Here is a 24,569-nt window from a genome sequence, read left to right as displayed (position 1 = left end):
AAAATAGGCCGTTGGGAGCAAGCGCGGCCGGCCGGCTGTGTAATCTCAGGACGCAATGGCCACCACTACGGAACCGTCCGCGATCATGATCGTGACCACGGAGCGCACGCGTCCGTTTCCGCTCCGTACGATCGTGCTGGGCTCCGCCGGAAGCTTCTTGATGTTGGTCGCGGCCCTGGGGACGGGCGCGGTGCTGGTGCACGATCCACTGCTGGGCCGGGGCCCGATGTCGTGGGTGCGGTACGGGCACGGGCTGATGCTCGCCACGACGATGCTCTACGTGGGGTTCGGGCTGGTGGTGTGGGCCTGGGTGAAGCTCGGCCGGCACGTGCTGGCCGGCCGGGTGGGCACCCGCGCGGTGCTGATCGCCGGCGCGGCCTGGATGGCCCCGCTCGTGATCTCGCCGCCGCTGTTCACCCGGGACGTGTACTCCTACATCGCCCAGGGCACGATGCCGCTCTACGGCCTGGACCCGTACGTGTTCGGCCCGATCTCGCTCAACGTCGCGAACGTCGAGAACGTCGTGCAGAACGTGCACGACTTCTGGGTGACCACGCCTGCCCCGTACGGGCCGCTGTTCATCCTGGTGGCCAAGGGCGTCATGTGGGTCACCGGCACGAACATGATCGTCAGCGTGGTGCTGATGCGGCTGGTCCTGATGATCGGGTTGGGGCTGCTGCTGTGGTCGCTGCCCGGGCTGGTCCGCCACCTCGGCGGGTCGCTGCCGGTCAGCGCGTGGCTGATGGTGGCCGGGCCGATGACGGTGGTGCACCTGGTCGGCGGGCCGCACAACGACCTGCTCATGATCGGCTTCATGGCTGCGGGGACGCTGTGTGTGCTGGATCGAAGACATGTGCTCGGCGTCGTGCTGGTCACGATGGCGGCGGCGATCAAGGCGACCGCGGCGATCGCACTGCCGTTTCTGGTCTGGGTCTGGGCCGGGCACCTGAGCTCCAAGCCGTGGCGCAATTTCGTCCGGGCGGTGGCCGGCGCCCTGGCCGTGTTCGTGCTGACGTTCGCCGTGCTGACCTTCGCCGCTGGTGTCGACCTCGGTTGGCTGCTGAGCCTCGGCGCCTCGTCGAAGATCGTGAACTGGCTGTCGTTGCCGACCGGGGTCGGTGAGCTGATCCACGCGGGGATCGGGATCTTCGTCGACGTCAACAAGTCCTGGGTGGTCAACATCGTCCGGGCGGTCGGCGGCCTGATCCTGCTGGTGTTCATGGTCCGGCAGTGGTGGCAGGCCCGGCACGGTGGCCCGGATGCCGTGCGGCGGGCCGGAATCGTGCTCGTGGCGGTGGCCGTGCTCTCGCCCGCCACCCTGCCCTGGTACCTCACCTGGGGTTTCGTCCTGGTGGCCGCCATCGCCTGGCAGCGCCGCCATCTCGCCGTCGTCGTCGGCGTCGCCGTCTTCCTGGTGCTCACCTATTCACCGGCGGGTGAGGACCAACTCTACAAACCCCTCTACCTGCTCGGTGCCGTCGCCATCTCGGTGCTGGCCGGCATCTCCCTGCTCCGCCCCGACCCACTGCGCCTTTCCACTGCGGGCCACGACGGTGACACGTGAAGTTCACGCCAGCAGGCGAACATTTTCACCGACCGTGACCGGCCCATCCCGATAACGCGATTCCGGGTGGAGCTGGACAACCTGGTCGTGCAGTTGTCCGAAATGTAAGAGCTCCTCTAGTGTCAATAGTGCACCCGAATTTGAACGCACGATTTCGGGAATTGTTGCGCAAGTCGTGAGGAGAGGGAAATGGCTGAGGATCTCATGTCCGTGGCGCCCCAACTGGCTCGGCCGGTCAGCCGGCACGTCACCGGAACCGTCGCCAGCAGCGACACCGGTGTCGAGCAGTCGATCTGGGGCGGGATCCAGTGGAAGGACATTCCGTTCGCCGGTGACGACGACGAATGACTCGACGTGCAATTGTTGATATTCACGTAGCTTGAGAGGGAAGAAATGAACGAGGCTTTCATGTCGGTGGCGCCACAACTGGCTCCGCCGGTCACCCGGCAGGTCACCGGGACCGTCGCCAGCAGCGACGACGGTGTCGAGCAGTCGGTCTTTAACATCGAAATCGCGGGCATTCCGTTCGCTGGTGACGACGAGGAATGACGCGCTGAGCCGCTTCGGGGTGCCGGGTCTTGACCGGCGCTCCGAAGCACCATCATCGAGGAGCGTCTCGGGATGTGTGAACTGTCCGCCGTCCCCGGGCTCGCGAACCTGTGGGACCGGACCCTGGGCGACGAGAGGATCTGCGTCGCCGTGGTTGACGGTCCGGTGGACCAGGACCACCCGGCGTTCGCCGGCGCCGTGCTCAGCCGCCTGGCAGGGGTGTGGCCGGATGATCCCCCCCCAGGGAGCCAAAGCCGCCCATGGCACGGCCGTGGCCAGCGTCGTCCTCGGCCAGCACGAGGGCCCGATTCGCGGGGTCGCACCCCGCTGCCGCGGGCTGAGCGTCCCCGTCTTCTCCGACCAGCGGCCGAAGACCTCCCAACTGGAGCTGGCCCGCGGCATCGAGCTGGCGGTGGATGCCGGCGCCCATGTGATCAACATCAGTGGCGGGCAGCTCAGCCCGTCGGGCGACGCGGAGGATCCGCTGGCCAGGGCGGTGCGCTTCTGCGCGGAGCGCAACGTGCTGGTCGTGGCGGCCGCCGGCAACGACGGCTGCTTCTGCGTGCATGTTCCGGCCGCCCTGCCCGCGGTGCTCGCGGTCGGTGCCCTCGACGACGCCGGTGAGCCCATGCCGATGAGCAACTGGGGCGCGGCCTACCAGCGTCAGGGAATTCTCGCGCCGGGCCAGAACATCCGGGGCGCCGTCCCCGGCGACGGGACCGCGGACCACAGCGGCACCAGCTTCGCCACCCCGATCGTCGCCGGGGTCGCCGCGCTGCTGCTGTGCCTGCAACTGCGCAACGGCCAGGTACCCGACCCGCTGGCGATCGGGGCGGCGCTGCGGGACAGCGCCGATCCCTGCGAACTGGATGATCCCGCCGCCTGCGCGCGGCTGCTGACCGGGAAACTCAACATAGAAAGAGCGGTGCACGCTGTGACCACGAACGATCTCGACCTGGAGAACCCTGCCGTGCCCTCGTGCTCCTGCGGTGGGGAACCGGCGACAACGGTCGCCGAGCCGAACGAGGACGTCTCTCCCGACATGGTCGTCGTGTCGGCCGGGGAGCCGGTCAAGGAGCCCTGGGCGTCGCTGGTGTATTCGCTGGGTGTTCTGGGGTACGACTTTGGTTCGGAGGCGCGGCGGGACTCGTTCAAGCAGACGATGGCCCCGGTTGTGGTGGACGGTACGACGGTTCCGGCCAACCCCTACGATGCCCGCCAGATGGTGGATCACTTGACCGCCACCGCGTCCGAGGCGCGGGCGTTGGTCTGGACGCTGAACCTTGAACTGACGCCGATCTATGCCATTGATCCTGTTGGTGCCTATGCCGCCGATGTTTACGAGCTGCTGATCCGGTTGCTGGCGGGTCAGGTTGCCGCTGAGGATGATTCTCAGTTCATTGAGCGGGTGGCGGTGCCGGGCAGGTTGAGCGGGCGTACGGCCAAGCTGTTCTCCGGGCAGGTCGTTCCCGTGCTGGAGATCGAGCAGCGGCGGGGCCTGTACGGCTGGGAGGTCAACCGCCTGGTGACCGCCGCCATCGAAGCCGCGCAGGCGCTCCCCGGCGACACCGATGTCCAGGCGGTCAGCAAGTCGTTGCGGGAGTTTCTCACCCGGGTCTACTACGACCTGCGCAACCTCGGCGCCACGTCCCGCGATCGGGCGATGAACTTCGCGGCGACGAATGCTTTTCAGGCGGCGAACACGATCGCGTCGGCGGTGAGCCTGGGTATGGCGTTGGATGCGATCCAGGTGGAGAAGAGTCCGTTCGGTCGGATGGACAGTGACTGCTGGGATGTCAAGTTGCGGTTCTTTGATCCGGAGAACAGCCGGCGGGCCAAACGGGTGTTCCGGTTCACGATCGATGTCAGCGACTCCCTGCCGGTCACCCTCGGCGACGTCCGCGAATGGTCCACTTCGGACTAGGAGACCGACGAGGCGGGCACGAACTCCTCACCGTGGAACCAGAAGATGTCCACGACGTCCAGGACCTGGGTCTCGTCGGGTTGACCGTGCCCGTCCACGCCGACCAGCGAGGCCCAGTACTCCCCGTCGGAGAGATGCTCCTGGGCCAGGGTGTCCAGTGCCCACGGCCGCAACCGGGCGGTCAACTCCTCGGCGGAAGCTCCGGATACCGGGACCTTCTTGCGGAAGCTCTCCCATCCGGCGTGGCGGTGCCACTCCGACAACACGAATCCGTACCTGGCCTCAGTCATGGCTGAAGTAAAGCACTGAACCTTCATTCTAGTGCGTGCACGAACGGGTGAAGTTTGTCGCTGCTGGGCTGGCGAATATGCGACAGAGCGTAGCTTCATCGTGAAGCTACGAACGGAGCGATCCCACCATGGCCACCAAGACGCCGAAGACGGTCAGCAGCAACCGGCGCGAGGTCGGCGCCGCGCTGCGCAGTTTCCGCCGGCGCGCCGGCTTCGAGCGCGTCGAGGACGTGGCGGAGTTTATCGACGTCAGTTCGGTGACCATGGGCCGGATCGAGAAGGGCGAGGCACCCATCGACCGCGCCAAGCTCCGTGTGCTGGCGGACAAGTACGACCTCAACGACCAGGAACGCGAGGCCCTCCTGGAGATGGCCCGCCAGACCCGCGGCCGCCGCGGCACCTTCCCGGCCTACTACAGCGTCAAGAGCCGCGCGTTCCTGGAGCTGGAGGCCGAGGCGAGCGAAGTGCTGATGGTCACGATCGATGTGATCCCCGCACACTTTCAAACCGACGATTACATGCAGGCCTTGTTCGAGGGCAACGGCGAAGGCATGGCCCAAGACGAAATCGACCGACTCAAGCGCATCCGGTCGGATCGCCAGACCATCCTCACGCAGGCACGTCCGCCCAAGGTCCGGGCGGTCATCCATGAAACAGCGCTCAGGATTCCCGTTGGTGGCCCGGAGGTCATGCACGATCAGTTGCTGCACCTGGCGAAGCTCAGCGAGCTGCCCAACGTCGAGATTCAGGTTCAGGCGATCGAGGAGGGCGCGTATCCAGGTATGGGCGTCGCGTTCCTGCTTCTGCGGCTCGACAACGACCCCTCAACTGACCGCGTGCAGATGGACAGCGCCGGAAGCCTCGTCTATCGGGATCGCTCGGTCAACACCGAGCCTTATAGACTGGCCTGGGAACGGAAGCGGGTCGCGGCGTTGAGTCTGCCGGCTTCCAAGGCACTCATCCTCAACGCGGCGCGCGACTTCGGTCCCTGTACTGACCGGTAACAGATCCGATGGGTAGCAACAGTGGCACTAACCTGGCGCAAGTCCAGCCGCAGTTCGGCTGGCAGCGGCAACAGCGGCGGAGACTGCGTTGAGGTCGCCTTTGGCTTGACCGGGCCACTTCTGCGGGACAGCAAGTGCAACGGCGAGGTCCTTCGGCTGAGTCAAGCCGCCTTCGACACGCTGCTGCACGGCCTCCAGCACGACACGTGCTGACGGCGGAGCAGGTCGAGCACTTTCTCGACAAGGGCTTCGTGGTCATCCGCGGCTGCTTCTCACGGGCCGCGGCGGCGGAGTTCACCGCACCGCTGTGGGACCGCCTCGGTTACGCCGAGCACGACCCGTCGACCTGGGCGGAGCCGATCATCCACATGCCGTACCGGCGTCAGCTCGATGTGCGCGAGTTCGCGCCCAAGGCCTGGGCCGCGGCCTGTGACCTGGTCGGCGGGGCCGAGCGGATCTCCGCGGACCGGCCGTACGTCTGGAACGACAGTTTCATCGTGAACCTGCGCAAGGATGCCGACCGGCCGTGGCAGGCCGCTTCGGCCGAGTCGCCCGGGTGGCACAAGGACGGCGACTTCTTCCGGCACTTCCTCGACTCACCCGAGCAGGGCCTGCTCACGATCGTCCTGTGGTCGAACGTCCGGCACCAGGGCGGCGCGACGTTCGTGGCGGCCGACTCGGTCGGACCGGTCGCGCGGCTCCTCGCCGACAACCCGCAGGGCGTGTACCCACTGCGCCCCGCGGAAGGCGGCGACCCCGATGCGGTCCTGCTCCCGTACGACGACCTGATCGCGCAGTGCCACGACTTCGTCGAGGCCACCGGCGAGGTCGGCGACGTCTACCTGCTGCATCCCTTCGTCCTGCACGCCAAGTCGCCGAACGTGCTGAAGATCCCCAGGCTCATCACCAACCCGCCGCTCACGCTGGCCGAACCCCTGCGGTTCGACCGTGCCGATCCGGATCTGTCTCCGGTGGAGCGCGCCGTTCTCCGCGCCCTGGGCACGACCTGCTACGAGTTCAGCCCGACCGGACCGCGGGAGGCGATCGTGCCGCCCCGGATCGCCGAACAACGCCGGCTGCTCGCCGAGGAGCAACGGAGGCTACGCGCCACCTGAGCCGGTAGCCGCACTTCGTCACCAGGTCGGCCAACACGACGACGCCACGAGCCAATATGGCGACGTCAGGGGCCAACACACCGAACATCACGAAATGCGCTGGTACTACTAGGTAGCCGTTACGCCGGCAACCGGATTGTCACGATGCCGGAACGGGGCCATGGTCATATTGAGGGGTTTCTCCATGGGGCCGGAGGTGTCGATGACGAGCATCTACGAGCGGATCGGCGGTCAGGACGCGCTGATCGTCGTGGTGGACGACTTCTACGAGCGGGTGCTGGCCGACCCGCAGCTGGCGCCGTTCTTCGCCGGGGCGAACATGTCCAGGCTCAAGGGAAAGCAGGTCGAATTCTTCGCCGAGGCGCTCGGCGGTCCGGCCAACTACAGTGGACTGTCCATGAAGGACGCACATCGGGGCCGGGCCATCGGCCGGATCCATTTCGACCTGGTGGCCAAGTACCTGAGTGAGGCACTCGGCGCGGCCGGAGTGCCGGACGGCACCGCGGAGGAGATCATCGCCGCGGTCGCGCCGCTGGCCACCGACATCGTGTCGCCGAACGCCTGAGCACGCTTGCGGCACCACCGCCGGAGTTCTTACCGTTGTCGGGTGGACGGTGATCGTGTCGGCCGGGAGTACCTGAGTCACCTGACCGACGCCGACCTGCGGCTGCTGGCCTCGGTGTCGGGTGTCCGGGTGGACGCCGCGGAGCTGCGGCGGGACCCGGGGCGGGTCATGGAGCTGTTCGAGCATCCGCGGGTGTTCGGCGCGGTGTTCGGCGAGGCGGCCGCTTCCTCCGGGTTGATCGCGGTCTCGCCGTTCCTCGCGTTCGCCGTCCTGGTGCACCGCGCCGCCGCCGCGCTGGCGGCGATGACCCACCTGCCCGAGCGGTCCGGCCCGCGCCAGCGGATCCCGGTGTTCGACGCCCCGCAGCTGCGCGACTTTCTCGACGCGCCGCAGCGGCGGCTGTTCCTGGCCGAGCTGCTCGCCTCGTTCACCCGCGTCGCCAGCGGGCGCTACCAGGTCCGGGGCAGCGGCGGCCGGGTGCGCATCCGCCAGTACAACGAGCTGGACCCGGTGCGCCTGGCCGGTCTGCTCGACGCCGTGCCCACGGCCGAGCAACCCGGGGTGTACCGCCGGCTCGGCGACGTGGCACTGTTTCTCACCGGCGTGTTCCCCGACTACACCACCACGAACGCGTTCGGCCCGGTGCAGGTCGAGCGCCTGCTCCGGGTCGCGACCGGCCCGGTCGACCGCAGCGAGCACCCCGGCGCGGCCCCGGCCGTCGACCTCCTTGAACGGCTCGGCACGAACTGGTATCGCACCGCCTACCGCCTCACCCCGACCCGCACCGCCCGGCTCACCGTGGTCGCCGAGGTCGCCGAGCGCTTCTCCCACGCCCGCCGCGTGCTGAACCACATCGCCGACCGCTATCTGTTCCCCAGCACCAATCCCTGGCTCGCCCGGCCCAGCGGCTGAGGCGTGGATGTCCTGGCTCAGAAAGTAACGGAGCCGACCACCCGGCTGACGGTCGCCGAACGGTAAAGTCGCAGGTGACTGAAGACGGCGCGCGGCCACAGCGCCCGGCATGCCGCGCAAGGCCAAAAGGGGCGCGGGTGAGTCGCGCCCCTTTCCATCTCCGCAGGACGTCCGCCAGGACACAGATGACTGAAGGACGCCTTCGGGACGTTCAATGACAGGAAGGTCCCTTCAGGACATTGCTAGAGCAGCTCGTGGCCGGTGGTGCTGTCGACGTGGCCGGGCAGCTCGCCCTCGTGCCGGTCGCCGGTGGTCGAGGTACCGGCCGGCTCGAACATCAGGATTGCGCCGCCCGGTGAGGACGGTTTGTGCTCGGTGCCCAGCGGGACGACGAAGGTGTCGCCCTGGCGCAGGACGACCGTGCGCTCGGATTCGCCGTCGCGCAGGGCGATCTCGAGCTGGCCGTCAAGGACGAGGAAGAACTCGTCGGTGTCCTCGTGCACGTGCCACACGTGCTCGCCGGCGGTATGCGCGATCTTGACGTGGTAGTCGTTCATCCGGGCCACGATCCGCGGGCTGTAGATCTCGGCGAAGAACGCTGGTGCGATGAAGGCGTCGTTTCTCTCGCTGGGCGCGAGCAAGGACGCTTTCATCGCACTCACTTCGTGCCGACCAGGCGCACCTCCAGATCGGGCAGCTCGTCGAAGGCCGCCTTGCCGTCCGTGGTCACCAGGGTCCTGCTGGTGGCCCGCGCGGTCGCGGCGATGATCAGATCGTGCGGGCCGCGCGAGCTGCCGTTGCGCTTCGTGTGGGCGAGCAGCTCGGCGTGGTGCTCGGCCACCGTGGGGGTGTAGTCCTCGACCGGCGTCACGGTGAGCACGTCGTCGAGAAACGCGCGTTGGGCGGCGCGCCGGTGATGGTCACGGTCGAGGAGCACGCCGGTGAGGTACTCGGCCAGGACGATCGCCGGGAGCGCGACGTCGTCCTCGTCGGTCAGCGCGGCGAGGTCGAGCCGACCCCGGGCCCCGGCGACCAGAACGCCGCTGTCCAGGATCACTCGTGCCATGGGTCGGCGTCCTCACCGGCCGCTTCCTTGGCGGCGGCCACGTCGGCGGCGAACTTCTCGTCGATTCCCGCGTTGCCCCGCCAGCGGTGGAACACGTCCAGCAGTGCCCTGCCGTTGGCTCTCGGGGCCGGCACGATCAGGGCGACCCGCCGTCCGGCCCGGGTCACCACGATCGTCTCGCCCCGCTCGGCCCGGTCCAGCACGCTGGAGAAGTTCCGGGACGCTTCCGATGCTGTCATCTCACGCACTCCTTCATACTATCTGAATCAGAGACTCTGGGCGAGCTTTGTTACGACATGTCTAACACAGGGCACCGACAGTCAGCGGGATTGCAGACCCGGCCCGCGCGAGTCGTACGTCCGGGCAATTCAGCCGAAGGCGGCGACCGCCTTGATCACCTGGTCGACCTGGCCGGGAGTGGTGACGATGCCGGGGCCGAAGCGGAGGAACGGCTCGGCATAGGGCGTGACGCTGGCGACGATCTTGTGGTCGGCCCGGAGCCGGCCGACCGCCTCGACGGGGGAGACGGTGGGCAGCGCGCACATGACCAGGCCGGCGGAGAGGTCGGGGTCGCGCGGGGTGACCAGCCGGACGTTCCGGATGGCGGCGAGGCCGTCCTTGAGCCGGGTGGCCTGCTCGCGGATGCGGGCGGCGATCCGGTCGCGGCCGATGGCCTGGTGGAACTCGAACGCCTCGGTGACCGCCCAGCGGTGCTCGAAGGAGTGGTAGCCGCCGGGCGTGGCCAGGCTTCCGGGCGTGTCGCCGGCGGAGAAGCTCGGGATCACCGGGGCGACCGCCGCCCAGGCGCGGCTCCACAGCAGGCCGGTGCCGCGCGGGCCGAACAGCCACTTGTGCGTGCCGGCGGTGAGAAAGTCGCAGCCGAGATCGGTGACGGTGGTGTCCACGGCGGCGAAACCGTGCACGCCGTCGACCGCGAGCAGGGCCCGGTCCGCGGGGTCGCGGGCGGCGTTCAGCTCGGCCAGCATGCCGGCGATGGTCTTGACCGGGAGCCGGACGCCGGTGCTGGAGTGCACCCAGGTGATCACCACGAGCCGGGTGCGCGGGCCGACCGCCGCACGCAGCCGGGCCACGATGTCGCCCTCGTTGGCAGCGGCCGGATCGTCGTAGAGCCTGGCTCGCCGGACGGGCGCGCCAGTGCGTTCGGAGAGCAGGCGAAGCGCCTCGTGGGAGCCGAAGAAGTCGTGCTCGGTGGTCACGATGTCCTGGCCGGGCTTGAGTTTCAGCCCCGCGCAGAGCAGGCCCATACCCATCGTGGTGCTGTCGGTGAGCGCCACCTCGCCCGGGTCGGCGCCGAGATAGCCCGCCGCGGCGGTGCGTGCCCGCTGCTCATGGTCGACGGCGCCGTGCAGGACGGCCGAGGTGTCGGCGTCCAGCGCGGCCCGGTGCCGGTCGATGGCCGCCCGGACCGGGGCGGGGTGCGCGGCGAGCACGAACGCGGCGAAATGCGCGAGGCCCGGGTCGAGCGGGAACTGGGCGCGCACGGAATCCCAGTCCTTCGGGTCGAAGCGCTTCGATTCGGGTGTCGGCGGCGTTCCGGTGCAGCCGGCCAGCGCCACGCCCACGCCGGTCGCGAGTACGGCGCGTCGTCCGATCATCGGCTGGACGAACGCCGGCACGGCGCGGTCGAGCCCCGCCGGGACACGCCGTCGCACGGCGGCCGCGGCTCGTCCTCCGGCAGCAGCATCTGCTCGGGGAAGACGTTCAGGGCCACCTCGCAGTCGCAGAACCCGCCGCGGCTGGCCAGCCGCCGCTCCAGCGCGGTGGCGCGCGGCGCGCACGCGTCCCGCCACAGCCCGACCCAGCGCAACCTGTTGTCGCAGCCGAACTCGTCCAGCATGCGCCCGACATAACAGGCCACGCACTCCCGGTCCCGCGGCGCCACCCACTCCCGCCGCAGCGCGCTGACGTACTCCTCAGCCTCCGCCACGACGTCCACCGGCTCACCCATCATGTCCCAGGTCTAGCATCCGCGACCGACGCCCACCAGCGGTCAGCGCTCAGCGTGCCCTCGTCGGCGTTCAGGGTGGCGGGAACCCCGAGCGGAACGGTGAGCTGGCCGGGGCAGTGCCCGAATCCGAGCTCCCAGACCGCCGGGATGCCAAGGCTGCCAATGAGATCGGCCATCACACCGTACACATCGGACGGTGGGCCGCAGCCGGTCCAGGAGCCGAGCGCGATGCCGGTGGCGCCGGTGAACCAGCCGGCGCGGAGCAACTGGGTGGTCATCCGGTCCAGCCGGTACGGCGGCTCGTCCACGTCCTCGAGCAGCACGATCGCGCCCTCGGGCGGTGGCGGGGCGTCGGCGGCCGCGAGCCCGGCGGCGATCAGGCTGAGGTTCCCGCCCACCAGCACACCCGTCGCGGCACCGGGGACCAGCGTGGTGGTCGACGGCCCGGTGAGGACGTGGTCCGGTTCGAACAGCGCGCGACGCAGGTTCTCCTGCGCCGCCGGATCGAACAGCCCGCCGGCGATCATCGGGCCGAACAGCGTCGGCACGCCGAGCCGCGCGCCGATCGCCTGGTGCAGCGTGGTGATGTCGCTCGACCCGACGAGGACCTTCGGCTCGGCGGCGGCCATCGCGGACCAGTCCAGCAGGTCGACCATCCGCAGGCAGCCGTACCCGCCGCGGGCGCAGATCACCGCGTCGACCCCGGGATCGCACCAGGCACGCTCCAGGTCGGCCGCCCGGTCGGCGTCCCGTCCGGCCAGGTACGGCAGCCGGGGATGCCGGTCGAGCACGTGCTTGCCCACCTCGACCCGCAGGCCCCAGTTCTCCAGCACGGCCACGCCACGGCCCAGCGCGTCGGCCGGCACCGGGCCCGCCGGCGCCACCACGGCGACCCGGTCGCCCGGCTGGAGGCTGGACGCAATGAATGGGTCATTCACTGCGCGAGCCGCACTGAATGAGTCATTCATCGCACCTCACCGGCGCAGCTCGAGCACCGGTGTGCCCGGTGGTTCGAAGCCGAACACCTGGCCGTAGAAGGAAAGTTCGGCCTGGAGCGCGGCGACGATGCTCTCCAGGCGGCGGAAGCCGTGCTGCTCACCCTCGAACGCCAGGTAGGCGTGCGGGATGCCGGTGCCGTCGAGCTGCGCGCTGAACCGGTTGGCCTGCTCCGGCGGGCACACCGGGTCCTCGAGGCCCTGCAGCACCAGCACCGGGCCGCCGAGCTTGTCGATGTGGTTCATGGGGGAGCGCTCGGCGTAGCGGTCCGCGTGCTCGGGGAGGGTGCCGACGAGCCGGTCGAGGTAGCGCGACTCGAAGTCGTGGGTCTGGCCGTCCGCACCGGTCCAGCCGGTGAGGTCGAGCACCGGGAACATGATGGTGCCGCACCGGTAGGTGTCCAGCTGGGTCATCGAGGCGGCCGAGGTCCAGCCGCCCGCGCTGCCGCCCCGGACGGCCAGCCGGTCGGCGTCGGCCAGCCCGTCCTTGGCCAGCGCCGCGGCCACCGTGGCGCAGTCCCGGACGTCCACCACGCCCCACTGCTCGTCGAGCAGCTCGCGGAACGCCCGGCCGTAGCCGGACGAGCCGCCGTAGTTGACCGCGACGACCCCGATGCCGCGGCTGGTGAAGTAGGCGAAGTTGAGGTTCAGCGTCGGCGCGAACCTCCCGGTCGGCCCGCCGTGCACGTGGACCATGAACGGCGGCAGCTCGCCCTCCGGCGCGGCGAACTCCGGATTCGCCGGCAGGTAGACGAAAGCCGGGATCGAGTGTCCATTGTGGTCGGTGAACCAGCGCTCCTCGGGGACCGGCAGGTAGCGTGGGTCGGGTAGGTCCGTATGCGACTCGGACAGCTCCGTGGCCGCGCCGGTCGACAGGTCGAGCCGAACCACCGCCGAGGGCTGGGTCGGACCGCCGGCCACGGAAACCACGGCACCGTCCGATGCAGACACGTCCGGGACCCACACCGGGTAGTCGTTCTCCACCGCGGTGACCGAACCGCTGCGCTCGTCCAGGATCGCCAGGCTTCCCGAGCGCAGTATCGCGTGCCGGCCGCCGCCCAGCGGCGCGAACCACCGCCAGCCCAGCACCCACAGCGTGCCGCCGAGCTCCTCGGCGCACGGCGCCAGGTTCCGGCTGGAGCCGTCCAGCCCGATCCGGTACAGGTTCCACCAGCCGTCCGGGTCGGTGAGCGCGAGCAGCGCGTCCGGCCCGTCCCACTCGACCTGGCAGACGCTCTCCGCCGGGCCGCCGGCAAATACCCGGTGCGGTCCGAACGTGCCGTCGTCACGGATCTCCGCGACGCACAGTTCCGTTCCGTCCCAAGGCATCCGCGGATGCTCCCAGGCGATCCAGGCGGCGTGCCGGCCGTCCGGGCTGGCCTTCGGCGCGGACATGAAGTGGTGGCTCGCGGTCAGCACCACCGGGTCCGCGCCGGAGACCGGCAGCGCGACCAGGTCCCGCCGGACGTCGCTGGGCCGCTCCCCGGGGGCGGTCTCGCGCACGCACCACACGTGCGTCCCGCCCGGGCCGGCCAGCAGGTCGGAGTACCGGATCCCTTGCGGCGTCGAGGGTTCCGGGCTGATCGGCACCGGCTCGCCGCCGCCCTCCGGGTCGAGCAGGTACACCCGCTGGTCGGCCCAGTTGGTGAAGGCCACCCGGGTGCCGTCCGGGGTGTCCAGCACGGTGAACGGCCGGCCGCCGTACTCGTGCACCCGGTTGCGCACGTTCCACGGCGCGCCCAGCAGCTCCTCCGGCTCGCCGCCGTCCCGCGCCCGCAGCAACGCCAGCCGCCCACCCTCGGCCGGGCGGCTCTCCGCCCACCACACGGTGCCGCCGTGCTGCCACACCCACTGCGGGTCGCGATTCGCGGCCGCCGCCCGCTCGGCGGTGATCGGCGAGGTCCAGGTCCCGTACGGTGCGGTCGTCGAGCTCACGCCGACGACACTAACCGCTCCACCGGGGCTCCTCCGCACTCGACTACCGTGGATGCCAAGCGGGAAATCACCAGATGATGCGCAACAGACCTGCTGCACGCCGCCGTTTGCCCTAGGTTGGAGGTGTCATGGCTCGGGTCATTCACATCTTTCGCCAACCCGACCGGTTCGTCGCCGGCACGGTCGGGCAGCCCGGCGACCGCACGTTCTACCTGCAGGCCTCGGAGAGCGCGAAGACGATCAGCGTCACCGTGGAGAAGCAGCAGATGGCGGTGCTGGCCGAACGCATCGGCTCGCTGCTGGAGGAGGTGCACCGGCGGTTCGGGGCCGAACTGCCGGACGAGACCCCCGAGGACCAGGTGGACGTGGACCCGCTGGAGATCCCCCTGGAGGAGGAGTTCCGGGTCGGCACCATGGGCCTCGGCTGGGACTCCGAGCAGCGGGCCGTGGTGATCGAGTTGCTGGCCGTGACCGAGGGCGAGGTCGACGAGTCGGTCGTGCTGGACGACACCGACGAGGGGCCGGACGCGGTGCGGGTGTTCCTCACCCCGACCCGGGCCCGGGCGTTCGCCGATCGGGCCGACCGGGTGGTGCGGGCCGGCCGCAAGCCGTGCCCGCTGTGCGCCGAGCCGCTCGACCCGGACGGGCATGTCTGCCCGCGGCAGAACGGTTTCCGCCGAACGGAAGAGCGCGGCTGAGGTGCTGCCCACCGATCCCGCGGCCATCGAGCTGGTGGCGCGTGGCCGGCTCGAGGTCGAGGGCCGCTTGGTAGACGCCTCCAACACCACCCTGTTCTGCGCGGTCAGCCGGGCCGGCGTCGAGGCCAAGTGCGTGTACAAACCGGTCAGCGGGGAGCGCGAGCTGTGGGACTTCCCGGACGGCACGCTGGCCGGCCGCGAGGTGGCGACATATCTGGTGTCCGAGGCGGCCGGCCTGCACGTCGTACCGCCCACGGTGTTCCGCGACGGCCCGCTCGGCCCGGGCATGGTGCAGCTCTGGGTGGACACCAAGGACGGCGACGACCTGGTCGACGTGCTCGCCCCGCGCGAGGTCCCGCCGGGTTGGCGCCGCGTGCTCCGGGCCCGCGACCGGTTCGGCGATCCGGCCATCCTCACCCACGCCGACCACCCCGGCGTGCGATTGCTGGCCGCGCTCGACGTGGTGATCAACAACGCCGACCGCAAGGGCGGCCACGTGCTGCACGGCACCGACGACCGCGTCTACGGCGTCGACCACGGCATCTGCCTGCACACCGAGAACAAACTGCGCACCGTGCTCTGGGGCTGGATCGGCGAGCCCCTGCCGGAAGAGGCGATCGAGGCGTTCCGGCTCACCCGCTCCGCGTTGCGCAACCGGCTGGGGGAGGAGCTCGCCGAGCACATCACCCGCGCGGAGATCAAGGCCCTCGAAGGTCGCCTCGAGGGCCTGCTGACCGAGCCGGTGTTCCCGGCGCCGGGCTCGGAGTGGCGGGTGATCCCCTGGCCGGCGTTCTGATGCCCTGAAGGCGGCCTTCAGGGCACTCAACGTCCTGAAGGCCGCCTTCAGGGCATTCAGCCCCCGCCTACCGCAGCCCCGCTTGGACTTTCACCCGCTCTGTTGCAGTAGCTGGAAGCGGGCGCCCTGGTTGTCTACGCAGTCGGCCATGAGGCCGTACGGCTTGCGTTCGATCGCGCCGGCTTGGCCGCCGTGGGCGCGGACTCGTTCCACGGCGGCGGCGAGGTCGGTGACTTGGTAGCACAATTGGACTTCCGGGTGCTGGCCGGGGCCGCCGCCCCAGAGGCCGAAGCGGTCCTCCTTGCCGGCCGGGGTCCAGCCGTGCGGGACGGTGCCGGGGCGCCATTCCCAACCGAAGACCGCGCTGTAGAAGGCTTTGGCGGCTTCGTCGTCGGCGACGGCCATGGTCACGTAGGTGACGTCGCCGTCCTGGGTGCTGGTGGGTGGGGCCGGTGGCCTGAGGAGCATCCAGCGGTGGCCGAAGGGGTCGACGATCACCGAGCCGCGGCCATAGGGCTGGTCGGTCGGGGGGCGTTCGACGGTGGCGCCGGCCGCGGCGGCGCGGTGGGTGGTGTCGTCGACGTCTTCGATCTGCAGGTGCAGGGTGTGGCTGTGGTGTGGCCCGGACGGCGGCGCGACCGGGACGTCGGGCCAGAGGTCGGAGGCCTCGGCGAACATCAGCACCGCGGTCCCGATGCCGACCTCGGCGTGGCCGATGGTGCCGTCGGCGTTCACGATCGGCTCGCCGCGCGGCGTCGCTCCGAACACGTCGACGTACCAGTCGAGCGCCGCGCGCGCGTCGGACACCACGATGTACGGCGCCAGGGTCGCTGGGTAGGTCAGCTCGGTTTCGGTGGTGGTCATGGTGTCGTCTCCCAACGGGTTCAGCACGGCCTGGCGCAGTTGCGCGCGCAGCCGCTCGGCGAAGGCCGGATCGGGGTCCACCGGCTGCACGGGGGAGCGGAGGGCGTCCAGCGGATCGGTCATCACCGGCCCTCCTCTCCTGTGTAGGCCCGGCGGAAGGCGTTGCGGGCGCGGACCAGCAGCGCCTCGGTGGCGTGCACGGTCCGGCCGAGATGGCTCGCCACCTCGCTGACCGGGAGGCCGTCCAGGTAGCGCAGGGTCAGCGCGGCCCGGTGGTGCGCACCCAGTTCGGCCAGTGCCGCCCGGGCCCGGATCCCGTCCACCGCGACGTCCCACGGGTCCTCGGACACCGGCTCGCCGTCCAGCACCCGCAGCCCACGCTCCTCGCGTTCCAGCCGCCGCCAGTGGTCGGCCAGCTTGTGCCGGGCGACGCCGATCAGCCAGGCGATCGACAGCGGCGGCACGTCCGGCTTGCGGATCGCGCTGACCGCGGCCAGGAACGTCTCGGCGGTGAGGTCCTCGGCGAGCGGCCGGTCCCCGCACCGGGCCAGCAGGTAGCCGTAGACGTGCGGCAGCGCCTCGTCGTACAGCTCCAGCAGCCCGAAAGCCGGGTCGGGCCGCACACCGGGTTGCGTGCTCATCGCCCCCATCGTCGTCCGGGCGCCCGGTTCTCCGACGGGTCGGGGACCAGGTTTCTCAGATCGGGTTACTTGCCATGCAAGGTAGTATGTACGGCATGGAAGCGTGGGCCGGGCTGAGCACGGCGCTGCGGCGCGGAACGCTGGAGTTCTGCGTGCTGGCGCTGCTCGAGTCGGAACCGCGGTACGGCGTCGAGCTGGTCAGCCAACTCGCCGCGCAGAACGCCCTGACCACCACCGAGGGCACGCTCTACCCGCTGCTGTCGCGGCTGCGCCGAACCGGTTGGGTGGCCACCACCTGGCAGGAGTCGCCGGCCGGACCGCCCCGGCGGTACTACGAGCTGACCAGTCAGGGCAAGGAGGCACTGGCCCATTTCCGGTCGGAGTGGGTCGCGTTCCGCGCCGCCGTGGACCGCATCGTGGGGACGGAGCACACATGACGCAATCCATCAACCGGCTGGACAAGCTCGTCGAGGACTACCTCGGGGCGGTCTCCTACGCCTGCACCACGGCCGGGGTGCCGCCGGACCGCCGGGACGATCTCGTCGCGGACCTGCGCGAGCACATCGCGGCCGCGCGCGCGGTGCTGTACCAGCAGACCGAGGCCGCGGTCCGCACCATCATCGACCGGCTCGGGGAGCCGGCCGCCATCGCGGCGGAGGCCCGCCTGGCCGACCCGTTCGAGACGGGCGCCGCGCCCACGCCGGCGAAGCCGGACCGGGCCAAGCCGCCGAACCGCTGGCTGTCGCGGCCCATGTCGCCGGTCACCTTCGCGATCCTGGTGGGATTCACCTTCGTGCTGATCACCATGATGGTGCTCATGACCATCATGGCGCTGCGGGAAGGCAACCCTCCGCCGTTGCGATAGCCGGGGCCGCTCCGGCGAGTCGCCCCCCGGCGGCCGTGTGGGTCTCGTAGCCTGCGGGCCGTGCGCTCCCAGGACTACGGCCGTGATGTGCTGTCCCGCCGCAAGGTTCGGCCGGTACCGGAGGTGGTGGGGGAGCCCGGGCTGGTGGTGGAGGAGCCGGGGAGCGGGTTCTGCGGTGCGGTGATCCGGTTCGAGCCGGGCACCGTCGTCCTCGAGGACCGGCACGGGCGGCACCGGGTGTTTCCGCTCAACCCGGCCGGGTTCCTCGTCGACGGGAAGCCGGTGACGCTGGTCCGGCCGAAGGCCCCGGTATCCGGCACGAAGCGGGTGTCGGCGTCCGGGTCGGTGCGGGTCGAGGGCGTGCGGGCGCGGACCGCGCGGGACAGCCGGCTGTGGGTGGAGGGCATCCACGACGCCGAACTGGTGGAGCGGGTCTGGGGGCACGACCTGCGGGTGGAGGGCGTGGTGGTGGAGCCGCTGCACGGCATCGACGAGCTGGCCGCGCGGGTGGCCGAGTTCGGGACCGGCCCGGGCCGGCGGCTCGGTGTGCTGGTCGACCACCTGGTCGCGGGCAGCAAGGAGGCTCGGATCGTCGGGGCGCTGCGGGACGAGAACGTGCTGGTCACCGGGCATCCGTACGTGGACGTCTGGCAGGCGGTGCGGCCCGCGGCGGTCGGCATCGCGGGCTGGCCCTCGGTGCCGAAGGGGCTGCCGTGGAAGGAGGGCGTGTGCGCGGCGCTGGGCTGGGGCGAGCCGGCGGACGGGTGGCGGCGGGTGCTCCGCGGGGTGCGGAACTTCAAGGATCTTGAGACGCCGCTGATCGGCGCCGTGGAGCGGTTGATCGACTTCGTGACGGCGGGTGGGCCGATCGCCCCTGGATCATCTCGGTGACTTGATGAGAACATAGCGTCATGGCCGCGCTCATCTGGCTGATCGGCGGGATCGTCCTGGTCGCAGCCGAGATCCTCTCCGGTGACTTCTTCCTGCTCATGCTCGGCATCGGTGCCCTGGTCGCCGCGTTCGCCGAACTGCTGTTCAGCAACACGCTGATCAGCCTCGGGGTGTTCGCGCTCGCGTCGATCGGGTTGGTGACCTTCGCCCGGCCCTGGCTCAAGGCGAGATTCCACGGGGCGCTCGTGCCGGACAACGTACAGGCTCTGATCGGCGGAAAGGCCACGGTTGTGTCCACTGTGGACGACGCGGGCGGCCAGGTGAAGCTGAACGGCGAGGTGTGGTCGGCCCGGGCGTTCGACGAGAAGCAGGTGATCGAGCCCGGCACGGCGGTGACCGTCATGGAGATCGCCGGGGCGACGGCCATCGTCTGGGCCGAGCCGGCGTGATCATCCTTGACCCGGCGGCACGCAGGGGACCTGACTAGAGTGTGCTGCCACACCATTCCTGAGTGGAGGAGAGTTGGCCGTCCTCATCATCGTCGCCATCGGAGTGCTGCTGGTGGCGATCATCGTGGTCAAGTCGATCCTGGTGATTCCGCAGGCGCAGTCCGCGGTGATCGAGCGGCTCGGCCGGTTCCGCACCGTCGCCGAGCCGGGGTTGAACTTCCTGATGCCGTTCCTCGACAAGGTCCGGGCCCGCATCGACCTCCGCGAGCAGGTGGTGTCCTTCCCGCCGCAGCCGGTGATCACCCAGGACAACCTGACGGTGTCCATCGACACGGTGGTGTACTTCCAGGTCACCGACTCGCGCGCGGCCGTGTACGAGATCTCCAACTACATCGTCGGCGTCGAGCAGCTCACCACCACGACGCTGCGTAACGTCGTCGGCGGGATGAGCCTGGAGGAGACCCTCACCTCCCGCGACTCGATCAACCAGCAGCTGCGCGGCGTGCTGGACGAGGCCACCGGGCGGTGGGGCATCAGGGTGGCCCGGGTCGAGCTGAAGGCCATCGACCCGCCACCGTCCATTCAGGACTCGATGGAGAAGCAGATGCGCGCCGACCGGGAGAAGCGCGCCATGATCCTCACCGCCGAGGGCTCCCGCGAAGCGGCCATCAAGACCGCGGAAGGCCAGAAGCAGAGCCAGATCCTCTCCGCCGAGGGCGCCAAGCAGGCCGCGATCCTGGCCTCCGAGGGTGAGCGCCAGTCCCGCATCCTGCGCGCCAAGGGCGAGCGCGCCGCCCGGTACCTGCAGGCGCAGGGCCAGGCCAAGGCCATCGAGAAGGTGTTCAACGCGATCAAGGCCGCCCGCCCGACGCCGGAGGTTCTCGCCTACCAGTACCTGCAGACGCTGCCGCAGATGGCGCAAGGCGACGCCAACAAGGTGTGGATGATCCCGTCCGACTACGGCAAGGCGCTCGAGGGCTTCGCCCGGATGCTCGGCGCGCCGGGCGAGGACGGCGTGTTCCGCTACGAGCCGCCGCCCTACGAGCCGCCGGCCCGCCCGGAGGAGGACGACGACGCCATCGCCGGCTGGTTCGACACCTCCGCCGACCCCAAGGTCGCCCAGGCCGTCCGCGAGGCCGAAGCCGTTGCCCGCCAGGAGGTTCCGAGCCCGATCTCGGCCGCCCGCCAGCAGTCCGCCCCGGCCATCGGCACCTCCCGCTCGGCCATCCCGGCGAGCCCATCCCCCTACACCGACCCCCCGACCCCCACCCGCCCCGACCTCTTCCCCGACGATCGCCCCAGGCCCTGAACCCCGAAGCCCGGGGATCCGGCGAGTCCCCGTTTCAGGCACGCGAGTTCCCACTTCCAGCACGCGAGTTCGCTGGTCCCGCAGCAGGACGGGTGGGGTGCGGCTTCCGACCTTGCCGCACCCCACCCGTCGTTCGTTGGGCTCCTATTCGAGGTTTGCCCGGATCTTGATCCGGCGCGGTCGGGCCAGCCGGAGCAGCACCAGGCCGCCGGCGATCAACCAGGCGCCGATGATCAGCTCCGGGGTCGGGTCGTTGACGCCGGTGCTGGCCAGGTCCGGTGAGTTGCCGCCCGCGGCGGCGGTCACCGTGACGTCCACGCTGGCCGTGCGGGTGATCTTGACGCCGGCCCCGTCGGTGATCGTCGCGGTCGCCGTGTTGGTGAACGTGCCGACCTCGGTGGGTGTGGCCGTGCAGGTGTAGGCGAACAACTCACCCGCGTCGAGCGTGTTGTTCGCGTTGGTGTCACCGGCCGCCTGCGAGAGGCCGGTGCAGTTCGGGTCCTCGACCACGACGCCGGGCTGCGGGCTGCTGGTCCCGGTGTTCTTCACGGTGATCGTGAACGTGACCTCGGTGCCCGCGACGACACTCGTCTCCGACGCCGACTTGGTCACCGCCATGTCGATCAGCTGCAACTCCACCGCGCCGATGTCGGCGCCGCCGGCCTGCGGGCGCGTGACCCCCCGCTGGTCAACGGGAAGGGCTGCAGTGGGCACCTTGTCCACCAGCGCGCTGTTCGCCGCCGGCAGCCGCGTCTTCGTCGGCCCACCGTTGTCCGCCAGCGCGCCGAGCGCGTAATCCGCGAACGGCACCACGTTCTGGTCGCCGAACCCGCAACCGCGGGTGTCATTGTCGGCCACGGTCGTGCGGCTGGACTCCTGCGCGGTTGCCTGGCGCCAGCAGTCCGGAATGCCAGGTGGCGGCGAGCTCACCCCGATGACCGTCGAGACGCTTTCCCACTTCGGCGTGAGCAGCACGCTGCCACCGAAGTCCTGGCCAGGGTTGCCCTTCGTGCCGGCGGCCGCCGCCGCGCTCGGCTCCTGGTCCACCACGACATCTGGGGCGCCGGCCGCGCCGCCCTTGCCACCGCCGCCGTTCTCGGTGACCGTGACATGCACCAGCTTGGCCACCTGGTCCTGAATCTGGGTGTCGTTGTACGCGGCCACGATCGCGCCGGCGATCCCACCGTCGCCGCCGTTGCCGGAGTCCCCGCCGCCGTCGCCACCGGTACCGCCGTTGCCACTGGCGTTGCCGTCCACCGTGGAGTTCTCCACCAGCAGCGAGGTGATCCCGTTGGGGCCCTTCCCGCCGACGAACAGGATGGCGCCGCCGAAGCCGCCACCGCCGCCCTTGCCGCCGGTGCGCCCCTTCCCGCCGTTGCCGCCGTTGCCCGTGGCGTTACCGCTGAATGTGCTGCCCCGCACGACCATCGGCTGGCGGCAGACCTCCGGACGCGACTGTCCCGCACCCCGGCTGGCCAGGCCGCACATCACCGCCCCACCCCAACCGCCGTCCCCGCCGGCACCGGCCTTGGCCGCGGCGGCACACCGGCCCTCGCCGCCATTGCCACCGGCGCCCGCGGTGTTCCCGGCGAACGTCGAGTTCGTGATGGTGAGCCCCCCGACCGCGAGCACCGCGCCGCCCTGACCGCCGAACCCGCCGCCGCAGTTGTCGTTGCTGTTGCCGGTGCCCGCCCCGCCGGCACCGGCCCGGTTCCCGGTGAACGTGCTCCCGCTGATCGTGACCGCACCCTGCGCGGCCACCGCACCCCCGGACCCGCCGTCGCCGCCCGGCTCGCCCGGGTCCTCCGGCGTGCCGGCCGTGCCGGGCACCCCGTCGCCGGCGGTGTTGTTCTCGAACACCGAGTTCTCCACCGCGACGTCCCCGAAGCTCAGCACGCCACCGCCGAGGTTCGCGCCATCGGCCTTCGCCGGCGCGTGACCGTTCCTGATGACGACATTGCGCAGGGTCAAGAGCCCGGGTGTGCCCCCGTCCACGCCGCGCACCTCGATGACCCGCTGGTCGGGACAGGTCATCTCGAGGATCGCGGGCGCCTGCCCGTCCGGGGTGAAGATCTTCAGCGGCTGGTTGCGCCGGATGTCCAGGTCGCCAGAGGCATTGGTGTTGTCATCCTCTTTGCAGCCCACGCTGCCGGGCAGGGTGTAGGTGACGCCGGGGGAGAGCTCGATATCGGCAGCAAGGCCGGACGTGTTCAGGCTGCTGACCATCGCGCGCAGTGCCGCGACGTCCGCCACCGGTGCCGCGCCGGCCGGGGCGGCCACCACGACTCCCGCGCCGACGATCAGCGCGCCTATTCCGACGATTCCGAGCGTTCTCGAGCGCCAGTTCCGGGGCATGTCCCATTCCTTCCGCAACAACGGTTGAGCGGAACGTACTGGGCAAATCACCCGGACACAGCAGGCTCAGGGGCGACCGAAAGGGCACCGCGTCAGTCCAAACCAGATTCTCCGGTGGATTCTCGCGACCGGCACCGGCTATTCGGTATGTTCCTGACGTTGATCTCTCGGGCCCACGACAGGAGGGGAGTGGCGTTGATCAAGCCTTACACCGCGGTGGGGCTGATCCCCACCGTGCGCGGGATTCGCACCCGTGCGGACATCCGGACCAACCTGGAGCACCTGCACAGCCTCACGAAGGCGGCGTCCTGGCTGTCCAGCCTGGACCTGCCGGTGCGGCTGATCGCGATCCCGGAGGGCGGGCTGCAGGGGTTCAACGACGAGGTGCTCGACGTCGACCACGCGGAGTTCGCCCGGGAGTGCGCGATCGACATCCCGGGGGAGGAGACCGACGATCTGGGCTCGCTGGCGCGGGAGCACAACGCCTACGTCATGGCGCAGGCCAAGGCACGGCACGAAGACTGGCCGGACCGGTTCTTCAACGTGGGTTTCATCATCGACCCGGCCGGTGAGGTGATCCTCAAGCACTACAAGGTTTCCCCGCTGTTCCCGGTGGAGCACTCGGTCTGCCCGCACGACATCTACGACTGGTGGATCGAGAAGTACGGCCGCAACCTCGACGCGTTCTGGCCGGTGGTGGACACCGAGATCGGCCGGCTGGGGATCATGATGGCCAACGAGGGCTCCTACCCGGAGAACGCCCGGGCGCTGGCGCTCAACGGCTGCGAGGTCGTCTACCGCGCCTCGTACCCGCACCCGGCCACCGGCAACGAGATGTTCGAGATCCAGAGCCGGGCCCGGGCCCTGGACAACAACATGTACCTGGTGGCGCCCAACATGGGCACCTACTACCTGCACGCCGAGGACAGCACGCCGATCGACACCTTCGGCGGCCGCTCGTTCGTCATCAACTACAAGGGCGCCATCGTCGGCCGCCAGGACTACGGCGCCGGCTCCACCTACGTCGGGGGAGTCATCGACATCCAGGCGCTGCGCGACCACCGCGCCCGCGCGCAGTGGGACAACTGGCTCAAGGACGTCCGCACCGAGCTGTACGGGATGCTGTACGAGCAGCCGATCTACCCGAAGAACCTCTACCTGGACCGCGAACCCATGAAGCACGCGGAGTACCGGGAAAAGGTCATCGAGCCGCAGATCGCCCTGATGCAGCAGCGCGGCATCTGGGCGAAACCGGCGGACTGACGCGGGGATTGGTGGAGAGTTCGACGGCTGTTCCGCGTCCGGCCGCGGTTGTCTCATCGAGTGATGGCACGGTCACGTCTCGGTGTCATTCCTCGACAGTAGGTAATCGTGCGCTCTATCGGCATCCTGGCGGCGCTCACCCTCGGCGCCGCCTCCGTGTCCACCGTGTCGACGGTGTCCAGCACGCCGGCGGCGGTCACGGTCTTGCCCCGGCCCGACCACGTCGTGATCGTCATCTACGAGAACCACCAGCAGCCGCAGGTAATCGGCAGCTCGCTGGCGGCGGGTGGGGCGAACTTCACCCCAGTCGTTCGCCGTCACCCACCCCAGCCAGCCCAACTACCTCGCGTTGTTCAGCGGCAGCACTCAGGGAATCACCAACGACTCCTGCCCGCACACGTTCAGCAACGGCAACCTCGGCCGCCAGCTGATCGACGCCGGGCTGACCTTCGCCGGCTACTCGGAGGGCCTGCCGTCAACCGGTTCCACCGTCTGCACCTCGGGCCGCTACGCCCGCAAGCACTCGCCCTGGATGAACTGGAGTAACCTC

29 protein-coding genes are annotated in these 24,569 nt (G+C 70.0%); 18 read left to right on the top strand and 11 right to left on the bottom strand.

Annotated features, from left to right (window positions below; translation table 11 throughout):
- Positions 1–55 precede the first annotated feature (55 nt).
- The 4 genes from mptB to VGR06_RS11795 all read left to right on the top strand — a co-directional run bounded on the left by mptB (position 56) and on the right by VGR06_RS11795 (position 4,037).
- On the top strand, positions 56–1,564 hold the full coding sequence (mptB, locus tag VGR06_RS11810; protein ID WP_327559066.1) for a polyprenol phosphomannose-dependent alpha 1,6 mannosyltransferase MptB: 1,509 nt from the start codon (positions 56–58) through the stop codon (positions 1,562–1,564).
- Between the two features lie 189 nt (positions 1,565–1,753).
- A complete protein-coding gene (locus tag VGR06_RS11805) occupies positions 1,754–1,912 on the top strand; it encodes an anacyclamide/piricyclamide family prenylated cyclic peptide (RefSeq protein ID WP_327559065.1) in 159 nt (52 codons plus the stop codon).
- A 45-nt stretch (positions 1,913–1,957) separates the two neighbouring features.
- Positions 1,958–2,113 carry a hypothetical protein gene (locus tag VGR06_RS11800; RefSeq protein ID WP_327559064.1) on the top strand — a complete coding sequence of 52 codons (156 nt, stop codon included), beginning with the start codon at positions 1,958–1,960 and terminating at the stop codon, positions 2,111–2,113.
- A gap of 229 nt (positions 2,114–2,342) precedes the next feature.
- Positions 2,343–4,037, top strand: coding sequence for a PatA/PatG family cyanobactin maturation protease (locus VGR06_RS11795; protein ID WP_327559063.1), 1,695 nt, complete (start codon positions 2,343–2,345; stop codon positions 4,035–4,037).
- Here VGR06_RS11795 and VGR06_RS11790 read toward each other — a convergent pair.
- Complete coding sequence (locus VGR06_RS11790; protein ID WP_327559062.1) at positions 4,034–4,327, bottom strand: hypothetical protein; 294 nt, start codon at positions 4,325–4,327, stop codon at positions 4,034–4,036. The genes VGR06_RS11795 and VGR06_RS11790 overlap by 4 nt on opposite strands.
- Positions 4,328–4,455: 128 nt before the next feature.
- On the opposite strand from VGR06_RS11790, the gene VGR06_RS11785 reads away from it, so the two are divergent.
- The 5 genes from VGR06_RS11785 to VGR06_RS11765 all read left to right on the top strand — a co-directional run bounded on the left by VGR06_RS11785 (position 4,456) and on the right by VGR06_RS11765 (position 7,923).
- A complete protein-coding gene (locus tag VGR06_RS11785) occupies positions 4,456–5,331 on the top strand; it encodes a helix-turn-helix transcriptional regulator (protein WP_327559061.1) in 876 nt (291 codons plus the stop codon).
- A gap of 21 nt (positions 5,332–5,352) precedes the next feature.
- Complete coding sequence (locus VGR06_RS11780; protein WP_327559060.1) at positions 5,353–5,544, top strand: DUF397 domain-containing protein; 192 nt, start codon at positions 5,353–5,355, stop codon at positions 5,542–5,544.
- Complete coding sequence (locus tag VGR06_RS11775) at positions 5,538–6,446, top strand: hypothetical protein (RefSeq protein WP_327559059.1); 909 nt, start codon at positions 5,538–5,540, stop codon at positions 6,444–6,446. Before VGR06_RS11780 ends, VGR06_RS11775 begins: the two co-directional genes overlap by 7 nt.
- Before the next feature lie 202 nt (positions 6,447–6,648).
- Positions 6,649–7,011, top strand: a complete 363-nt coding sequence (locus VGR06_RS11770; RefSeq protein ID WP_327559058.1) for a group 1 truncated hemoglobin — start codon at positions 6,649–6,651, stop codon at positions 7,009–7,011.
- A 42-nt stretch (positions 7,012–7,053) separates the two neighbouring features.
- Positions 7,054–7,923, top strand: coding sequence for a hypothetical protein (locus tag VGR06_RS11765; protein ID WP_327559057.1), 870 nt, complete (start codon positions 7,054–7,056; stop codon positions 7,921–7,923).
- Between the two features lie 242 nt (positions 7,924–8,165).
- Here the strand turns inward: VGR06_RS11765 and VGR06_RS11760 are convergent, their stop codons facing one another.
- From VGR06_RS11760 to VGR06_RS11730, 7 genes are all read right to left on the bottom strand, one after another.
- Positions 8,166–8,576, bottom strand: a complete 411-nt coding sequence (locus VGR06_RS11760; RefSeq protein WP_327559056.1) for a cupin domain-containing protein — start codon at positions 8,574–8,576, stop codon at positions 8,166–8,168.
- Between the two features lie 5 nt (positions 8,577–8,581).
- Positions 8,582–8,989 carry a PIN domain-containing protein gene (locus tag VGR06_RS11755; protein WP_327559055.1) on the bottom strand — a complete coding sequence of 136 codons (408 nt, stop codon included), beginning with the start codon at positions 8,987–8,989 and terminating at the stop codon, positions 8,582–8,584.
- The gene (locus VGR06_RS11750; RefSeq protein WP_327559054.1) at positions 8,977–9,228 is read right to left on the bottom strand and encodes a type II toxin-antitoxin system prevent-host-death family antitoxin; all 252 of its coding nucleotides are present in this window, start codon (positions 9,226–9,228) and stop codon (positions 8,977–8,979) included. Before VGR06_RS11750 ends, VGR06_RS11755 begins: the two co-directional genes overlap by 13 nt.
- A 129-nt stretch (positions 9,229–9,357) precedes the next feature.
- Complete coding sequence (locus tag VGR06_RS11745; RefSeq protein WP_327559053.1) at positions 9,358–10,662, bottom strand: aminotransferase class V-fold PLP-dependent enzyme; 1,305 nt, start codon at positions 10,660–10,662, stop codon at positions 9,358–9,360.
- Positions 10,602–10,961, bottom strand: coding sequence for a DUF2695 domain-containing protein (locus VGR06_RS11740; protein ID WP_327559052.1), 360 nt, complete (start codon positions 10,959–10,961; stop codon positions 10,602–10,604). Before VGR06_RS11740 ends, VGR06_RS11745 begins: the two co-directional genes overlap by 61 nt.
- Positions 10,958–11,896 (bottom strand): LD-carboxypeptidase, encoded by a 939-nt coding sequence (locus VGR06_RS11735; protein ID WP_327559051.1) that lies wholly within the window; start codon positions 11,894–11,896, stop codon positions 10,958–10,960. The genes VGR06_RS11740 and VGR06_RS11735 overlap by 4 nt, the downstream gene beginning before the upstream one ends.
- Before the next feature lie 36 nt (positions 11,897–11,932).
- Positions 11,933–13,888 (bottom strand): prolyl oligopeptidase family serine peptidase, encoded by a 1,956-nt coding sequence (locus VGR06_RS11730; RefSeq protein ID WP_327559050.1) that lies wholly within the window; start codon positions 13,886–13,888, stop codon positions 11,933–11,935.
- Positions 13,889–14,016: 128 nt separating this feature from the next.
- On the opposite strand from VGR06_RS11730, the gene VGR06_RS11725 reads away from it, so the two are divergent.
- Together VGR06_RS11725 and VGR06_RS11720 are read left to right on the top strand one after the other, a co-directional pair.
- Positions 14,017–14,586 (top strand): DUF3090 domain-containing protein, encoded by a 570-nt coding sequence (locus tag VGR06_RS11725; RefSeq protein WP_327559049.1) that lies wholly within the window; start codon positions 14,017–14,019, stop codon positions 14,584–14,586.
- Positions 14,537–15,382, top strand: a complete 846-nt coding sequence (locus tag VGR06_RS11720) for an SCO1664 family protein (RefSeq protein ID WP_327559048.1) — start codon at positions 14,537–14,539, stop codon at positions 15,380–15,382. Before VGR06_RS11725 ends, VGR06_RS11720 begins: the two co-directional genes overlap by 50 nt.
- A gap of 90 nt (positions 15,383–15,472) precedes the next feature.
- On the opposite strand, the gene VGR06_RS11715 is transcribed toward VGR06_RS11720, so the two are convergent.
- Both VGR06_RS11715 and VGR06_RS11710 read right to left on the bottom strand, forming a co-directional pair.
- Positions 15,473–16,369 carry a VOC family protein gene (locus tag VGR06_RS11715; protein ID WP_327559047.1) on the bottom strand — a complete coding sequence of 299 codons (897 nt, stop codon included), beginning with the start codon at positions 16,367–16,369 and terminating at the stop codon, positions 15,473–15,475.
- Entirely contained in the window at positions 16,369–16,887 is a 519-nt protein-coding gene (locus VGR06_RS11710; RefSeq protein WP_327559046.1) for a sigma-70 family RNA polymerase sigma factor, read from the bottom strand. Before VGR06_RS11710 ends, VGR06_RS11715 begins: the two co-directional genes overlap by 1 nt.
- A gap of 95 nt (positions 16,888–16,982) precedes the next feature.
- Here VGR06_RS11710 and VGR06_RS11705 point away from each other — a divergent pair, with 95 nt between their 5' ends.
- The 5 genes from VGR06_RS11705 (at position 16,983) to VGR06_RS11685 (ending at position 20,401) form a co-directional block, all read left to right on the top strand.
- On the top strand, positions 16,983–17,324 hold the full coding sequence (locus tag VGR06_RS11705) for a PadR family transcriptional regulator (protein ID WP_327559045.1): 342 nt from the start codon (positions 16,983–16,985) through the stop codon (positions 17,322–17,324).
- Positions 17,321–17,752: an HAAS signaling domain-containing protein gene (locus tag VGR06_RS11700; RefSeq protein WP_327559044.1), complete on the top strand. Its 432-nt coding sequence runs from the start codon at positions 17,321–17,323 to the stop codon at positions 17,750–17,752. Before VGR06_RS11705 ends, VGR06_RS11700 begins: the two co-directional genes overlap by 4 nt.
- A gap of 60 nt (positions 17,753–17,812) precedes the next feature.
- The gene (locus tag VGR06_RS11695) at positions 17,813–18,643 is read left to right on the top strand and encodes a DUF3097 domain-containing protein (protein WP_327559043.1); all 831 of its coding nucleotides are present in this window, start codon (positions 17,813–17,815) and stop codon (positions 18,641–18,643) included.
- A 20-nt stretch (positions 18,644–18,663) separates the two neighbouring features.
- Positions 18,664–19,092: an NfeD family protein gene (locus VGR06_RS11690; RefSeq protein WP_327559042.1), complete on the top strand. Its 429-nt coding sequence runs from the start codon at positions 18,664–18,666 to the stop codon at positions 19,090–19,092.
- Between the two features lie 73 nt (positions 19,093–19,165).
- Complete coding sequence (locus VGR06_RS11685; RefSeq protein ID WP_327559041.1) at positions 19,166–20,401, top strand: SPFH domain-containing protein; 1,236 nt, start codon at positions 19,166–19,168, stop codon at positions 20,399–20,401.
- 144 nt (positions 20,402–20,545) lie between these two features.
- On the opposite strand, the gene VGR06_RS11680 is transcribed toward VGR06_RS11685, so the two are convergent.
- Positions 20,546–22,756 (bottom strand): DUF11 domain-containing protein, encoded by a 2,211-nt coding sequence (locus VGR06_RS11680; protein WP_327559040.1) that lies wholly within the window; start codon positions 22,754–22,756, stop codon positions 20,546–20,548.
- A 195-nt stretch (positions 22,757–22,951) separates the two neighbouring features.
- Between VGR06_RS11680 and VGR06_RS11675 the strand changes: the two genes are divergently transcribed.
- Complete coding sequence (locus tag VGR06_RS11675) at positions 22,952–24,019, top strand: nitrilase-related carbon-nitrogen hydrolase (protein WP_327559039.1); 1,068 nt, start codon at positions 22,952–22,954, stop codon at positions 24,017–24,019.
- Between the two features lie 286 nt (positions 24,020–24,305).
- The coding region (locus VGR06_RS11670) for an alkaline phosphatase family protein (RefSeq protein ID WP_327559038.1) at positions 24,306–24,569 on the top strand (264 nt) is incomplete at its 3' end.

Origin of the sequence: Actinophytocola sp. (genome assembly GCF_036002505.1) — a bacterium.
Classification (GTDB): Bacteria; Actinomycetota; Actinomycetes; order Mycobacteriales; family Pseudonocardiaceae; genus DASYTH01.
The sequence above is the reverse complement of the archived record's forward strand: the minus strand, read 5'-3'. Positions and strand labels throughout refer to the sequence as shown.

What these genes read in the sequence shown, in the direction of transcription:
- mptB (WP_327559066.1), top strand. Translation starts at nt 56, where the DNA reads ATGGCCACCACTACGGAACCGTCCGCGATCATGATCGTGACCACGGAG.
- VGR06_RS11805 (WP_327559065.1), top strand. Translation starts at nt 1,754, where the DNA reads ATGGCTGAGGATCTCATGTCCGTGGCGCCCCAACTGGCTCGGCCGGTC.
- VGR06_RS11800 (WP_327559064.1), top strand. Translation starts at nt 1,958, where the DNA reads ATGAACGAGGCTTTCATGTCGGTGGCGCCACAACTGGCTCCGCCGGTC.
- VGR06_RS11795 (WP_327559063.1), top strand. Translation starts at nt 2,343, where the DNA reads ATGATCCCCCCCCAGGGAGCCAAAGCCGCCCATGGCACGGCCGTGGCC.
- VGR06_RS11790 (WP_327559062.1), bottom strand. Translation starts at nt 4,327, where the DNA reads ATGACTGAGGCCAGGTACGGATTCGTGTTGTCGGAGTGGCACCGCCAC.
- VGR06_RS11785 (WP_327559061.1), top strand. Translation starts at nt 4,456, where the DNA reads ATGGCCACCAAGACGCCGAAGACGGTCAGCAGCAACCGGCGCGAGGTC.
- VGR06_RS11770 (WP_327559058.1), top strand. Translation starts at nt 6,649, where the DNA reads ATGACGAGCATCTACGAGCGGATCGGCGGTCAGGACGCGCTGATCGTC.
- VGR06_RS11760 (WP_327559056.1), bottom strand. Translation starts at nt 8,576, where the DNA reads ATGAAAGCGTCCTTGCTCGCGCCCAGCGAGAGAAACGACGCCTTCATC.
- VGR06_RS11755 (WP_327559055.1), bottom strand. Translation starts at nt 8,989, where the DNA reads ATGGCACGAGTGATCCTGGACAGCGGCGTTCTGGTCGCCGGGGCCCGG.
- VGR06_RS11750 (WP_327559054.1), bottom strand. Translation starts at nt 9,228, where the DNA reads ATGACAGCATCGGAAGCGTCCCGGAACTTCTCCAGCGTGCTGGACCGG.
- VGR06_RS11740 (WP_327559052.1), bottom strand. Translation starts at nt 10,961, where the DNA reads ATGATGGGTGAGCCGGTGGACGTCGTGGCGGAGGCTGAGGAGTACGTC.
- VGR06_RS11725 (WP_327559049.1), top strand. Translation starts at nt 14,017, where the DNA reads ATGGCTCGGGTCATTCACATCTTTCGCCAACCCGACCGGTTCGTCGCC.
- VGR06_RS11720 (WP_327559048.1), top strand. Translation starts at nt 14,537, where the DNA reads ATGTCTGCCCGCGGCAGAACGGTTTCCGCCGAACGGAAGAGCGCGGCT.
- VGR06_RS11715 (WP_327559047.1), bottom strand. Translation starts at nt 16,369, where the DNA reads ATGACCGATCCGCTGGACGCCCTCCGCTCCCCCGTGCAGCCGGTGGAC.
- VGR06_RS11710 (WP_327559046.1), bottom strand. Translation starts at nt 16,887, where the DNA reads ATGAGCACGCAACCCGGTGTGCGGCCCGACCCGGCTTTCGGGCTGCTG.
- VGR06_RS11705 (WP_327559045.1), top strand. Translation starts at nt 16,983, where the DNA reads ATGGAAGCGTGGGCCGGGCTGAGCACGGCGCTGCGGCGCGGAACGCTG.
- VGR06_RS11700 (WP_327559044.1), top strand. Translation starts at nt 17,321, where the DNA reads ATGACGCAATCCATCAACCGGCTGGACAAGCTCGTCGAGGACTACCTC.
- VGR06_RS11690 (WP_327559042.1), top strand. Translation starts at nt 18,664, where the DNA reads ATGGCCGCGCTCATCTGGCTGATCGGCGGGATCGTCCTGGTCGCAGCC.
- VGR06_RS11680 (WP_327559040.1), bottom strand. Translation starts at nt 22,756, where the DNA reads ATGCCCCGGAACTGGCGCTCGAGAACGCTCGGAATCGTCGGAATAGGC.